We start from the raw sequence: 13,870 nt of genomic DNA, 5'->3' as shown, positions 1-13,870 counted from the left end.
CTGGACTGCGGCGAACGTAGAACGGGCCGGACACGACATGGAACCCCTGTTCCATTCCTTTCACGAAATTTCATGGAGTTTCCCGCGCACGGTGCGGGACCGAAGGACATTCCGTTATTTCGTTCGGCCGGTGACCCTTGACACGATCGGCCTCCGATCAGATTCTTGGGAGCGCTCCCACTACTCCCGACCCGGTCCGTCCCCGCAATGGCCCGGGAACCCCCGAAGGGAGTGCCGAAGCGTGACCATCACCCACCCCCCCGAAGACCCCGCCCTTCCCGACCGCCCCCCGACCCTCGCCCACGTCGCCGAGCTCGCCGGCGTGTCGCCCGCGACCGCGTCCCGCGTCCTCAACGGCTCGGCCAGGGTCAGCAGGACGGCCCGCCTCCAGGTCGAGGCGGCCGTCGAACGGCTCGGCTACGTCCGCCGGCGCGGCGGCTCCCCCGACCGGGAGTCGTCCGGCACGGTCGCGGCGGTCGTGTGCGAGGACGCCTGCCGCGTCCTCGGCGACCCGTACTTCGCGCGCCTGCTGTGGGGCGTGCGGCGCGAGCTGGACGGCCGCGCGCCGCTCGTCGTGCTCATGGCCGGCCGGCCGGACGAGTGGCGCGCCACCACCGGCTACCTGCGCGGCGGCCGGGCCGAGGGCGTGCTGCTCGTCGGCGCCCGCCGCGACCAGGTCGCGCCGCTCGTGCAGGCCGCGGCCGGCGCCCCGGTGGTGCTGGCCGGGCGCCCCCTCGACGAGGTGGCGCTGCCGTACGTCGACGTCGACAACCGCGGCGGCGCGCACGCCGCCGTCCGGCACCTGCTCACCACCGGCCGCCGCCGCATCGGCACCATCGCCGGGCCCGCCGACACGGGCGCGGCCGTCGACCGGCTGGCCGGCTACCGGCTCGCCGCCCGGGAGGCCGGGATGGGCGTCAACGGGCTGGTCTGCCAGGGCGACTTCGGGCGGCTGTCCGGCGAGCGGGCGATGCGCCGGCTGCTGGAGCGCCGCCCGGACGTCGACGCCGTGCTCGCCGCGTCCGACCAGATGGCGGTCGGCGCGCTCGGCGCGCTGCGCCGGGCGGGCCGCCGCGTCCCCGACGACGTCGCCGTCGTCGGGTTCGACGACGCCCCCGTCGCCCGGCAGGTGCGGCCCCGGCTGACGACCGTCCGGCAGCCGGCCGAGGACCTCGGCGCCCGGCTCGCCCGCGAACTGCGCGCCTGCACCGGCGGCAGGCCGAACACCGAGCGCGGCGTCGTGCTGCGCACCAAGTTGATCATCCGGGAGTCCGGCTGACGGCCCCGGCCTGACGCGCGTCCGCACCCGGACGCGCCCCTCCAAGGGACGCCGCCGGATCCCGCCGGCGGCGGAGCCCGGCATGCCCGCGCGGCGGGCGCATCAGGAAGGATCGAGAGTGAGAAGACAACGATGGCGCGCGCTCACCGCGGTGGGCGCGACGCTGACCCTGCTCTGCGGCGGCCTCGGCGCCCTGGCGCCGGCGCACGCCGCGGCGGCCGCGTGCCAGGTCGTCTACAAGAAGAACGACTGGGGCGGCGGCTTCACGACCACCATCGACATCACCAACAAGGGCGACGCGCTGACGAGCTGGAAGCTGGCGTACTCCTACTCGGGGAACCAGAAGCTGACCAGCGGCTGGTCGGGCAGGTGGGCGCAGTCCGGCCAGGACGTCACCGTCCAGAACGAGAGCTGGAACGGCTCCCTGGCGTCCGGCGCGACCGTGAGCGTCGGCGGGCAGTTCACCTACAGCGGGACGAACGCCGACCCGACGGCGTTCACGCTGAACGGCACGGCGTGCAACGGGAGCACGTCCGCTCCGACGGTGTCGCTGACCAGCCCGTCCGCCGGGGCGACGTACTCGGTCGGCGCGTCGGTGCCGCTCGCGGCGACCGCGACGGCCGGGACCGGCGCGACGGTGTCCAAGGTCGAGTTCTTCGACCAGGACGGCCCGCTCGGCGCGGCCGACACCAGCGCCCCCTACGGCCTGAACTGGACACCGTCGGCGGCGGGCGACCACTCGCTCTACGCCAAGGTGACCGACAGCGCGGGCGGGACGTCCGAGTCCGCCCCCGTCGGCATCACGGTCGCGGCCGAGGCGAGCGTCGTGGCGAACCCCGCCGCGCTGACCGTCGCGCAGGGCTCCACGGCCACGTACGCGGTGAAGCTCTCCGAGGCGCCGTCCTCGAACGTCACCGTGACGACGGCGCGGACCGCGGGCAACAGCGGCCTGTCGGTGACCGGCGGCGGGACGCTGACCTTCACGCCGCAGAACTGGTCCGCCGGGCAGAACGTGACGATCACCGCGGACGACTCCGGGACGGGCCAGGCGACCTTCACCTCGTCCGCGACCGGGTTCGCGGCGGCCGAGGTCACCGCGACCGAGGCGGCGACCGGCGGCGACTCCTACACCCAGCGGTTCCTGGACCAGTACAACAAGATCAAGGACCCCGCGAGCGGGTACTTCAGCCCGGAGGGCATCCCGTACCACTCGGTCGAGACGTTCATGGTCGAGGCCCCCGACCACGGGCACGAGACGACGTCCGAGGCGTACAGCTACCTCATCTGGCTGGAGGCCATGTACGGCAAGGTCACGCAGAACTGGGCCCCCTTCAACGCCTCCTGGGCGCTGATGGAGAAGTACATGATCCCCACGCACGCGGACCAGCCGACGAACTCCTTCTACAACGCGTCCAAGCCCGCCACCTACGCCGCCGAGCACCCGCTGCCGAGCGACTACCCTTCGGCGATCGACGGCAGTGTCCCGGTCGGCCAGGACCCGATCGCGGGCGAGCTGAAGTCCGCCTACGGCACCGACGACGTCTACGGCATGCACTGGCTGCAGGACGTGGACAACGTCTACGGCTACGGCAACACGCCGGGCGGCGGCTGCGAGGAGGGGCCGAGCGCCACCGGCCCGTCCTACATCAACACCTACCAGCGCGGCTCCCAGGAGTCGGTGTTCGAGACCGTCCCGCAGCCGACGTGCGACAAGTTCGCCTACGGCGGCCCGAACGGCTACCTCGACCTGTTCATCGGCGACTCGTCCTACGCCGAGCAGTGGAAGTTCACCGCCGCCCCCGACGCCGACGCGCGCGCCATCCAGGCCGCGTACTGGGCGAACGTGTGGGCCGGCGGCCAGGGCAAGGGCGGCGACGTGTCCGCCACCGTGGCGAAGGCCGGCAAGATGGGCGACTACCTGCGGTACTCGTTCTTCGACAAGTACTTCAAGAGGATCGGCGACTGCGACTCGCCCACGTCCTGCCCGGCCGGGTCGGGCAAGGACAGCGAGCACTACCTGCTGTCCTGGTACTACGCCTGGGGCGGCGCGACCGACACGAGCGCCGGCTGGGCGTGGCGCATCGGCGACGGCGCCTCGCACTTCGGCTACCAGAACCCCCTGGCCGCCTACGCGCTGGTGAACGACGCCGCGCTCGCCCCCAAGGGCGCTACGGCCAAGGCCGACTGGGAGAAGAGCCTCACCCGGCAGTTGCAGCTCTACAAGTGGCTGCAGTCCGCCGAGGGCGGCATCGCCGGCGGCGTCACCAACAGCTGGGAGGGCAGCTACAGCACCCCGCCGACCGGCCTCACCGAGTTCTTCGGCATGGCCTACGACTGGCAGCCCGTCTACCACGACCCGCCCAGCAACCAGTGGTTCGGGTTCCAGGCGTGGTCGATGGAGCGCGTCGCCGAGTACTACCAGGTCACCGGTGACGCGAACGCCAAGGCGATCCTCGACGAGTGGGTCGGCTGGGCGCTGGCGAACACGACGGTCGACCCGTCCACGGGCGGCATGCAGATCCCGTCCACGCTCAAGTGGACGGGGCAGCCGGACGCCAACTGGTCCTCGGCGAGCGGCATGCCGCCCGCCAACGACGACCTCCACGTGTCCGTGCAGGACTACACCGACGACGTCGGCGTGGCCGCCGCGTACGCCAAGACCCTGACGTACTACGCGGCGAAGTCCGGCGACGCCGACGCCAGGCAGACGGCCAAGGACCTGCTCGACGCCATCTGGAAGCACACCGACGCCAAGGGCGTGTCGGTGCAGGAGACCAAGTCCGACTACAAGCGGCTCACGGACCCGGTCTACGTCCCGTCCGGCTGGAGCGGGGAGATGCCGAACGGCGACCCGATCGACTCCGGCTCGACGTTCCTCTCCATCCGCTCCTTCTACAAGAGCGACCCCGACTACCAGCGCGTCATCGCCTACGCCAACGGCTCGAGCCCGACGGCGCCGGTGTTCAACTACCACCGGTTCTGGGCGCAGGCCGACGTCGCCCTCGCCATGGCCGACTACGGCCGCTTCTTCGACGAGTGATCCGGCCGGACCCGCGGCGGCGCCCCGCCGCCGCGGGTCCCCTCAATCCGCGAACGCGAACAGCGCCTCGGCCAGCAGCGGCGGGTCCTCCAGGCAGGTACGGGCCGGCCCGGCGCATCACGGTCGGTTCCGGCTAGGGCACTCCGCGTTCCGTGAGACGATCACGTGACCGGGGACGAGCGGAGCTTTGCGATGACCGATGAGAGGCTGACTCCCGCCGACGTGGATCTGGTGACGCCCAACACCGCCCGGATCTACGACTACCTGCTCGGCGGCAAGGACCACTACGCGGCGGACCGGGAGGTCGCCGAGCAGCTGCTCGCCGTCATCCCCGAGGCGCGGACGGCGGCGCGGGAGAACCAGGCGTTCATCGGGCGCGCCGTCCGGTTCCTCGCCCGCGAGGGCGTCCGGCAGTTCATCGACATCGGCAGCAAGCTGCCCGCGCGCGGGAACGTCCACGAGGTCGCCGCCGAGGTCGCGCCCGACGCGACCGTCGTGTTCGCCGACGGCGACCCCGTCGTGCTCGCGCACGCCCGCGCCCTCCTCGCCCGGACGCGGCGGGCCGCGTTCGTCCGCTGCGACCCCCGGCGGCCCGAACTCGTCGCCGAGGACCCGGAGGTCCGCGCGCTCATCGACTTCGAGCGGCCCGTGGCGGTGGTGCTCGACCGCGTCCTGCACTTCATCGAGGACGCCGCCGAGGCCGCCGCCACGCTGCGGCGGCTGCACGGCGTCCTCGCGCCGGGCAGCCACCTGGTGTTCACCCACATCACCCAGGAGCCCGAGCCGGAGTCCGGCGGCGACGTCGGCCACGTGTTCAAGCCCACGAGCGGCCACTTCTGGGGCCGGAGCCGGGCCGAGATCCTCGGCATCGTCGGGTCCTTCGAGCTCGTGGAACCGGGGCTGGCCTACACGCCGCAGTGGCGGCCCGACGCGTCCGCCCCGCGGATCGCCGACCCGGAGCGCACCTTCACCCTGGCGGGCGTGGGCCGCCGCTGACCGCGAGGGCGCGCGGGCCGGTCCACGGGTGGACGGGCGCCAGGGCGGCGCCCAGCCGGAACGGCGTGCGCATCGATCGGATAACGCCGCTGTGAGACCCGCGCCAGGGTCGGAGAGACTTCCGGTGCGCCCGCCGCCGGTCCGGGAAAGCACGGACCGGCGCCCCGTGGGTTTCCGGTGGCAGGACGTCCCCCGAGGTCCGAGCATGGAAAGGGTGGTCGTGGTGATTTCCGCACCGCGGCGGCGCAGGTCGCCACCGTGGTTCGGCGCGGAGTCGAGGCGCGCCCTCGTCGCCGGGCTGGCGGTGGCGGGGCTGGCGCTGCTGTCCGGCTGGCCGTACTGGCGGCACCATCCGGCCGCCGCCGCGATCACGCTCGTCAGCTGCGCGGCCATCGCCGTGGTGGGCGTGCTCCTCGGGACCGGGGGGCGGACGCGCCGCACCGGCCTGCTGTTCACCGCCGCGTCGGTCTGCTGGGCGGTCAACTGGGCGGCCAGCTGGGACGCCGCCATCGGACCCATCATGTCGCCGTACGCGCAGGCGAACTTCTACCTCGCGCTGAGCGTCGGCGTCCTGCTCTACCCGTCCGGACGGCTGGAGTACACGGCCGACCGCATCTGGACGGCCGTCGCCTGCGCGGTCCTCTGGATCTGCCCGACCGCGCTGTGGGCCACCTCCGAGCCGGAGTGGGCGGCGTTCCGCGGCGAGTCGGTGTGGTGGCCCGCGCCCTTCCCGGACCTGGAGGTCTTCCGGGCCGTGCTGCGCGTCTCCGGCGCGCTGTACATCCTGCTCGCCGTCTCGCTCGCCGTCGTGCTGATGCTGCGGCTGCCGCGGATGGGCCGGATGCGGCGCCTGCTCACCCTCCCGGTGACGGTCGCCGTCGGGTTCGTCGGCATCTCCGCCGCGCTGACGCAGAAGCCGATCATGGAGGACTCGATCCCGCTGGACGACCTCCTGCGCGTGTACGCGGTGCAGGGCGCGGTCGTCGTGCTGGTCCCGCTCACCCTGCTGGCGTCCGGGCTGCGGGTCCGGATCAGCGAGCTGACCGTCGCCGGCCGGATGCTCCGGCTGACCGCGCCGGTGTCGGTCGAACGGGTCCGGGACGCGCTGCGCGACGTCCTGCACGACCCGACGCTGGAGCTGTGGTTCTGGGCGCCGGTGGAGCGGACCTACGTCGACACCGCCGGACGGCCCGTCGACCTCGGCCCCGGCGGCCCGGACGGCGGAGAGCCGCAGGGCCCGGACGCCGGCGACGGCGGACGGTGGCGGCGCCGGGTCCGCGGCGCCGCCGGGGACCCGCTCGCCGTCGTGGAGCTGGGCGGCGCGCTCCGCGACCACGGCTCCCTCGTCGAGGCGGCGCTCGCCGCGGGCGGCCGGGCACTGGAGACCGCGCGGCTCCAGGCCAGTGTGCACGCCGGCCTGGAGCAGGTCCGGTCCGCCTACCGGAGGCTCGTGCGGGCCGAGACCGTCGAGCGCGAGCGCCTCGCCCGCGACCTGCACGACGGCGCGCAGCAGCGGCTGCTCGCGCTCGGCGCGATGCTCGCCACGCTGGAGGCCGTGTCGGCCGACCCGGCGGTGAAGGAGCACGTCCGGACCTGCCGCGCGGAGCTGATGGAGGCCCTCGCCGAGCTGCGCGCCCTCGCCCGCGAGGTGCAGCCGGCGCTGCTCCTCCAGGACGGCCTCGGACCGGCGCTGGAGGTCCTCGCCGAGCGGGTCGGCGTCCGCGTCAAGCTCGACGTCGCGCCGCGCCGGTTCTCCCGCGAGATCGAGTCCACGCTTTACGCGGTGCTGTGCGAATCCCTGTCGTACGCTGTCGAGCGCGCGCACGCGACCTTGGTGCACGTCCGGATCGGCCACGAGGACGACCGGGTGGCCGCGGAGCTGACCTGTGACGGCGCCGGTCTCTGCGACCCCGCCGCCGATCTCGCCGGGCTGACCGGCCGGGCCCGGGCGCTGCGCGGCCGGCTGGCGGTCGCCGGCGGTCACGGCGAGGGGACGACGGTGAGGATGGACCTTCCATGCGAGTAGCCGTGGCGGAGGACAGCGGGATCTTCCGGCAGGCGCTGGTCACCCTGCTCACCACGGTCGGCATCGAGGTCGTGGCGTCCGCGGGCTCCGGCGAGGAGCTGCTCGCCCGCGTCGCCGGCGACCCGCCCGACGTGGCGATCATCGACCTGCACATGCCGCCGACGTTCACCAACGAGGGGGTCGTCGCCGCCCGCCGGCTGCTGGAGCGCCACCCGGGGCTCGGCGTCCTCGTCCTGTCCGCCTTCAACGAGACCCCGCAGGCGATGGAGCTGTTCCGCGACCGGCCGCGCGGCGTCGGCTACCTGCTGAAGGACCACGTCACCGACGTGGACAGCCTGCGCTCCGCGCTGGAGCGGGTCATGCGCGGCGAGGTCGTCATCGACCCGGACGTGGTGAGCCGGCTCGTCGAGGCCCGGCACCGCGAGCAGGAGCTGTCCCGGCTGTCCGGACGCGAGCGGGAGGTCCTCGCGCTGATGGCCGAGGGGCACTCCAACGCGGGGATCGGCAGGCGGCTGCACCTGTCCGCCCGGACGGTCGAGGACCACGTGCGCGCCATCTTCACCAAGCTGAAGATCGCCTCGGTGGGCGGGCCGCCGGGCCCGCAGGACACCAACAAGCGGGTGCTCGCCGTCCTCACGTGGCTGCGCGCCGCCGAGACCCGCTGACGTCGCGTTCCGCGCATCAATCGGGTAACGGGCCCTCCCGCCCGCCGCCCGGGGTGCGGGAAACTGGCCGCCGGAGTCGGGCCGCATGGTCGGCCCGGTGGTGGCCCCCGCACGCCACCGGGACGCGCCGCGGTCCCGCGCCGGGCCATGCGTCCGGCACGCTCCCATGCTCCCGGTGCCGCGTGCCGCGCACATCCGGGAATCCCGCATTCCCGGACGGTGGTTTCCCGGGACGACACGGAAGGAACGCGGTGAGCGCCGTCCCCCGGTGGCCGCTGTGGCTCGGCGCGCGGGTCCGCCGCGCGCTCGGCACGGGCGCCGCCGTCGCGGCGGCCGCGCTGGCGGCCGGCTGGCCGTTCTGGCGCGGGCACCCCGTCGCCGCCGTCGTCACGCTGGCGTGCTGCGGCGGTTTCGCGGCGGCGGGCGGCGTGCTCGCCGCCGGGCGGCTCGGGCGGCGGACGGGCGCGGCGTTCGTCGCCGCCGCCGCGGCGTGGGCCGTCACCTGGTCGGCGGCCTGGAACAGCGGCGCGGCGCCGCTCGTGTCGGTGTTCGCCCAGTCGGTGTTCTTCGTCGCGATCGGCGTCGGCGTCGTGCTGTACCCGGGCGGCCGGCTGGACGGCGCCGCCGCCCGGCTGTGGACCGCCGCCGCCGTGCTGGTCATGGTCGGCGGGCAGGCGCTGCTGTGCGCGGTGTCGCGGCCCCGCTGGAACGGTTTCGCCGCCTCGGCGGCCTGGCCGTCCGTCCGTCCCGACGAGGACGTCTTCCACTGCGTCCAGCGCGGGGTGACGGCCGCGATGGTGGCGCTCGCCGGCGCGCTGGTGGTCCTGCTGCTGGCGCGGCTGCCCCGGACCGGCCGGCTGGACCGCGCGTTCACCGTCCCCGTCGCGGCCGCCGTGACGGTCGGCGTCAGCATCGCCCTGGCGGTACAGGGCACCCTCCTCGGCACCGCCGTCACCCTCGACGACGTCCTGGGCGTCTACTTCGTCCAGGGCTTCTGCGCCACGACGCTGCCGATCGTCTTCCTCTTCACCGCGCTGCGCGCCCGCCTGTCCGAGCTGACCGTGGTCGAGCGGATGCACCGCCTCAGCGCCCCCGTCTCCGCGGCGAAGGTCCGCGACGCCCTGCGCAGCGTCCTCGGCGACGGCGCCCTCGACCTGTGGCTCTGGGCGGACGGCCGCTACGTCGGCGCGGACGGCCGCCCCATGGGGGACGCGCCGGGGCGCTGGCGGCACGAGGTCCGCTCGTCCGCCGGCGAGCCCCTCGCCGTCGTCGACGTCGCCGCCGCGCTGCGCGACCACGGGCCGCTCGTCGAGGCGGCGCTGACCGCGGGCGGCCGGGCGCTGGAGACCGTCCGGCTGCAGGCCGCCGCGCAGGCGAACCTCGAACGCGCCCGCGACGCGCAGGAGCGCCTCGTCCGCGTCCAGGCCGCCGAGCGCGAGCGGCTCGCCGCGGACCTGAAGCGCAGCGCCCGCGCCCGCCTCCGCGCGCTGGCGGAGACCCTCGCCCGCCTGGAGGACGCCGCCGCCGACCCGGCGGCCCGCGAGCAGGCCCGGACGTGCCGCCGCGAACTCGCCGAGGCCGTCGCCGAACTGGACGACCTCGCCCGCGGCGTGCACCCGGCGATCCTTGCCGACGCCGGCCTGGCCCCGGCCATGGAGATGGTCGCGGCCCGCGCCGCCGTGCCCGTCCGGCTCGACCTGCCCGCCCGCCGCTTCCCGACCGAGGTCGAGTCGACCCTCTACTTCGCGCTCTGCGAGGCCCTCACCAACGCGGTGAAGCACGCCCGGGCCGGCTCCGTCGAGGTGACCGTCCGCTCCGGTCCGGGCGGGGTCGTGGCCGAGGTCCGCGACGACGGCGTGGGCGGCGCGGCCCCGAGCCCCCGCGGCGGCCTGGCCGGGCTGACCGACCGGGTCCGCGCGCTGCGCGGCCGCGTGACGATCCAGAGCCCGCCCGGCGAGGGCACGACCCTGACGATGACGATCCCCGGCGCGGGGGACGGAGGCCGTCCCGGCGAGTGAGCCGGTGCGGCGCCCGCGTCAGGCGGCGGGCCAGACCTCGGTCAGCGGCACGCCGACCGCCAGGAACAGCCGGTGCAGGACCGGCAGGGACAGGCCCATCACGTTCCCGTGATCCCCGTCGATCCCGTCGACGAACCAGGCCCCCAGCCCTTCGAGGGTGAACGCGCCGGCGACCCGCAGGGGCTCACCGGTCCCGACGTAGCGGGTGATCTCATCGTCGGTGGGGGAGCCGAAGCGCACCTCGGTGCCCGCCGTCTCCGCCGCGACGGCCCCCGTGGCCGTGTCGACCACGCAGTGGCCGGTGTGGAGTGCGCCCGTCCGGCCGCGCCTGGCCCGCCACCAGGCGGCGGCCTCCTCGGCCGAGCGCGGTTTGCCGTACGGCCTGCCGTCGAGTTCCAGCAGGGAGTCGCAGCCGACGACCAGGGCGTCCGCCGTGCCGGCCGCCACCGCGAGCGCCTTGGCGCGGGCGAGTCGCGCGACCAGCGACGGGACGGAGCCGGCCGGGACCGCGTCCTCGTCCACGCCGCTGACGGCGACGCGGGGGTCCAGGCCGGCCCGCCGCAGGATCCGCAGCCGGGCGGGAGAAGCCGACGCCAGCACGATGCTTCGCATCGGATCACCCTAAAGTGTGGTGCCCGCGGGCACGGCGCGGACGGTCGCGGAGGCTTAGTCTGGGCAGATGCGCGATGATCCCGGCCTCCATGCGGACGTGGCCCGCCAGGCGGTGGCGGCGGCGCTCGAGGTGGCCCGCGCCAACTTCGGCCGGACGCTGGACGTCGAGGTCAAGGGCCCGCGCGGCGACGTCGTGACGGAGGTCGACCGGGAGGCCGAGCGGCTCATCGTCGACATCCTGCACGAGCGCTTCCCGGACCACACGATCGAGGCCGAGGAGTCGGGCACGCTCTTCCCCGGGTCCGAGCACGTGTGGCTCGTCGACCCTCTGGACGGCACCAACAACTACGCCTACGGGCTGCCCGTGTACGGCGCGGCCGTGACCTTGTGCCACCGGGGCGAGCCGGTCGTGGCGGCCATCGGCGAGGCGCACACGGGCGACATCGCCTGCGCCGTGCGGGGCCGGGGCGTGACCGTCAACGGCGAGCCGTTCGAGCGGGCGAGCCCGCCGCGCGCGGGCCTGCCCGCCACCGCGCTCTGGGTCGGGTACCACACCCACGGCGACGGCCGCCTCGGCGCCCTCACGTCGCTGCTGCACGCGCGGAGCCGGCGCCTGTTCTCCACCTGGGCGCCGACCGCCGACGTCTTCCTCTACCTGCGCGGCGGGCTCGACGCGATCACCGTCTACCAGTGCACGGGAACCGAGCTCCTCGGCTCGCTGCTGATCCTCCGGGAGGCCGGAGCCGGGGTGACGGGGGCGGACGGGGCCCGCGTGCGGCACCTCGCCGACCTGCCCGAGCTCAGCTTCGCCGGGCTCCCGGCGGTCACTCTTCCGCTGGTCGACGCTCTGGTTCGGGCAGGGGCTCCGGCAGCAGCCCCGTGAGCTCGGAGCGGAGCAGCACGCGCTGCCGGTCGTACCCGGGGCCGAGGCCCGGGTCGGGTTCGGCGATCAGCGCCGCCAGTTGCCGCAGCGCGGCCTCCTCCCGTTCGAGCAGGTAGCGCCGCCGGTCGGGATTGCGCAGCATGGCCCGCACCGTGTACAGGTCCATGACCCGGATGCGCCGGTAGGCCGGGGACTTCACGTGCCGGACGGTGGCCCGGAAGAAGCGCCCGCATTCCGGATGGTTGTCGTCCACCCACTGCCCGTCCCCGAACGCCTGGTCGCCGTAGTAGATGCGGTTGTACCCCATGTGGAAGGACACGGCCTCGTGGTCGGCCTCCATCCGCTCGACGAACTCGTCGAGGAGGCCGTGCCGATCGTGGTGGAGGGCGTCGGCCACGGCGACCGCCCGCTGGAGGAAGGGGTGCTCGGGAAAGAGGTCCCCGGAGCGCAGGAGGTCCATCGTGTGCGGATCGGCGACGATCGGCAGCAGGTTGGCGGCCTGCTGCGCGGCCATCAGGTACCCGGTGCCCGCGTCGATGTCCACCTTGTTGAGCACGGCGAGGAACGTGGCCTCGGTCGCGGCGCGCTTCTCGGGGTCGGCGGAGATGGTGAGCAGCAACTCGCGGACGAAGTCGATGACCTCGTCCGGGAGGGGGTGCAGCAGCAGCTCGGTGCGGTCCGCGCGGTTCTCCGCGCGCCGCTCGTCGAGGCACTTGACGACATGGCGCGCCACGCAGAACTCGAAGAACGACTTGTGCACGAACCGGTAGCGCCGCCGGTCGTTGGAGATGATCAGGAAGGACCGGTGGACCAGCTCGCGGCAGAGCTCGTCGACGGTGCCGTCCACGAGGATGCTGGACTCCAGCCAGCGTCCGGCGATGCGGCGCAGCTCGTCCGCCTCGACGAGCAGGTCCTTGAGCTCGAAGTGGCCCCAGCCCCGGCCCGACGCCAGGGACTTGGAGAAGATCTCCCAGGCCACGCACTCGATCAGCTCGCCCTTCTGCCACCAGGTCAGCTTCGAGGGCTCCTTCGCCTGCTCGCGCTGCAGCCACTTGTCGACGTACCGGCTGTAGATGGCGGAGGTCTCGCCGCCGTGGCCGATGGACAGGAAGACGTCGGCGGCGTGGTCCTGCAGGACGAGGTCGAGGAGCACCTCGGCCGTCATCCGCAGGATGAGCGGCCTGGCGACGGCCTCCCGCAGGGAGGGGTTCCCGCCGATGATCCTGATGAGCTCGCCGGCCAGTTCCGGACGGCCCCGCGCGGCGGCGTACCAGCGGAGGAACACCGCCCCCTGCTCCTCGAACCGCAGCGGCAGCAGCCGTCCCGCGCTGGTGAACCCGGTCATGAGCTCGGTGGCGTCGACGTAGATGCTGTAGAACGCCGTCCGCGACGTCAGCAGGGAGGGGACGCGGAGGAGACCGAACAGGCTGTCGGGGACGATGCTGGTGAGCAGATGCGGGGAGCGCATCACCGGGGCCTCGTCGAGGCCGTCGCAGACGAGGACGATCCGGTCCTCGTCCAGCAGCCTGGCGAGTTTGGCCGCCTCGGGGAGGGTGACCTCGGCCGCCAGTTGGTCCTTGAGCCAGAGCGCCTGCTCCTGCGCGCGCGTCAGTCCCGCGTCCGGTGGCCGGGTCTGCGGCCTCATGGCGTTGAGGTGGAGGAAGACGGGGCAGCGGGCCTTGCGCGGGGAGGCCGCGAACTCGTCGGCGAGGCGGGCGAAGACGAGCCCGGCGATGAGCGATTTCCCCGATCCGGGTTCGCCCATCAGCATGACCTTCTCCCCGTCGCGGAGAATGCCGGTGATGACGTCGACGATCGGCCGGCCGTTCCGAAGGGCGCCGGATCCGGTGAAGGACGGGTCGACGAATCCGAAACCGGCCCGCAGCCGTTCCTCGTGCGTACGCAGGGCCGCGTTCCCGTCGACGGGGAGGCGCGCGGCGAGCGCGTCGACCTCCGCCCGGTGATAGGCGCGGAGCCTGCGGCGTTCCAGGAGTCCGAGCCGGCGGCGGAGTCTGAGGAACCGCGCGCCGAGGGCGGCGAGCACGACGGCGGCGGCGACGGCCGTCAGCCAGTGGGAGGCGAGGAAGAGCAGGAGGAAGGCGGGGACGGCGGCGAGTGCGCTGCTCCAGTCCAGCAGTTCCCGGACGGTCTTCATGTGCCGTATCGCGGGCGCCTGTCCGGGGGAGGATCTGACCGGTCGGTTCATGAGGAGCTGACCCCCTGCCGCGCGTGGTGAGGCAATCGCCCGATCGGCCGTCCCGTATTGGATTTTTGCTCGCGTTTACCAGTGCATCACACGGATTAGCGGTGCGTACATCTCCGCGACTGTTGATTTATGCACGTAGCGGGAG

At 74.0% G+C, this 13,870-nt stretch carries 9 protein-coding genes; 7 read left to right on the top strand and 2 right to left on the bottom strand.

The window, feature by feature from the left end; translation table 11 throughout:
• Positions 1 to 241: 241 nt before the first annotated feature.
• From ACA511_RS35680 to ACA511_RS35655, 6 genes are all read left to right on the top strand, one after another.
• On the top strand, positions 242 to 1,279 hold the full coding sequence (locus ACA511_RS35680; RefSeq protein WP_375029129.1) for a LacI family DNA-binding transcriptional regulator: 1,038 nt from the start codon (positions 242 to 244) through the stop codon (positions 1,277 to 1,279).
• Positions 1,280 to 1,397: 118 nt separating this feature from the next.
• A complete protein-coding gene (locus ACA511_RS35675; protein WP_375029128.1) occupies positions 1,398 to 4,319 on the top strand; it encodes a glycoside hydrolase family 48 protein in 2,922 nt (973 codons plus the stop codon).
• Positions 4,320 to 4,511: 192 nt separating this feature from the next.
• Positions 4,512 to 5,315, top strand: coding sequence for an SAM-dependent methyltransferase (locus ACA511_RS35670; RefSeq protein ID WP_375029127.1), 804 nt, complete (start codon positions 4,512 to 4,514; stop codon positions 5,313 to 5,315).
• A gap of 223 nt (positions 5,316 to 5,538) precedes the next feature.
• A complete protein-coding gene (locus ACA511_RS35665) occupies positions 5,539 to 7,341 on the top strand; it encodes a sensor histidine kinase (RefSeq protein ID WP_375029126.1) in 1,803 nt (600 codons plus the stop codon).
• Positions 7,332 to 8,006: a response regulator transcription factor gene (locus tag ACA511_RS35660; RefSeq protein WP_375029125.1), complete on the top strand. Its 675-nt coding sequence runs from the start codon at positions 7,332 to 7,334 to the stop codon at positions 8,004 to 8,006. The genes ACA511_RS35665 and ACA511_RS35660 overlap by 10 nt, the downstream gene beginning before the upstream one ends.
• A 251-nt stretch (positions 8,007 to 8,257) precedes the next feature.
• Positions 8,258 to 10,024: an ATP-binding protein gene (locus tag ACA511_RS35655; RefSeq protein WP_375029124.1), complete on the top strand. Its 1,767-nt coding sequence runs from the start codon at positions 8,258 to 8,260 to the stop codon at positions 10,022 to 10,024.
• 18 nt (positions 10,025 to 10,042) lie between these two features.
• Here the strand turns inward: ACA511_RS35655 and ACA511_RS35650 are convergent, their stop codons facing one another.
• The gene (locus ACA511_RS35650; protein ID WP_375029123.1) at positions 10,043 to 10,636 is read right to left on the bottom strand and encodes a Maf family protein; all 594 of its coding nucleotides are present in this window, start codon (positions 10,634 to 10,636) and stop codon (positions 10,043 to 10,045) included.
• Positions 10,637 to 10,703: 67 nt separating this feature from the next.
• On the opposite strand from ACA511_RS35650, the gene ACA511_RS35645 reads away from it, so the two are divergent.
• Complete coding sequence (locus tag ACA511_RS35645) at positions 10,704 to 11,519, top strand: inositol monophosphatase family protein (protein WP_375029122.1); 816 nt, start codon at positions 10,704 to 10,706, stop codon at positions 11,517 to 11,519.
• Here the strand turns inward: ACA511_RS35645 and ACA511_RS35640 are convergent.
• Complete coding sequence (locus ACA511_RS35640) at positions 11,461 to 13,674, bottom strand: NACHT domain-containing protein (protein WP_375029121.1); 2,214 nt, start codon at positions 13,672 to 13,674, stop codon at positions 11,461 to 11,463. The genes ACA511_RS35645 and ACA511_RS35640 overlap by 59 nt on opposite strands.
• Between the last annotated feature and the right edge of the window lie 196 nt (positions 13,675 to 13,870).

This window comes from Actinomadura sp. GTD37 (assembly GCF_041951365.1).
In the GTDB taxonomy this organism is placed as follows: domain Bacteria; phylum Actinomycetota; class Actinomycetes; order Streptosporangiales; family Streptosporangiaceae; genus Spirillospora.
Note: the sequence above shows the minus strand (reverse complement) of the source record. Positions and strands in the feature narration are given on the sequence as shown.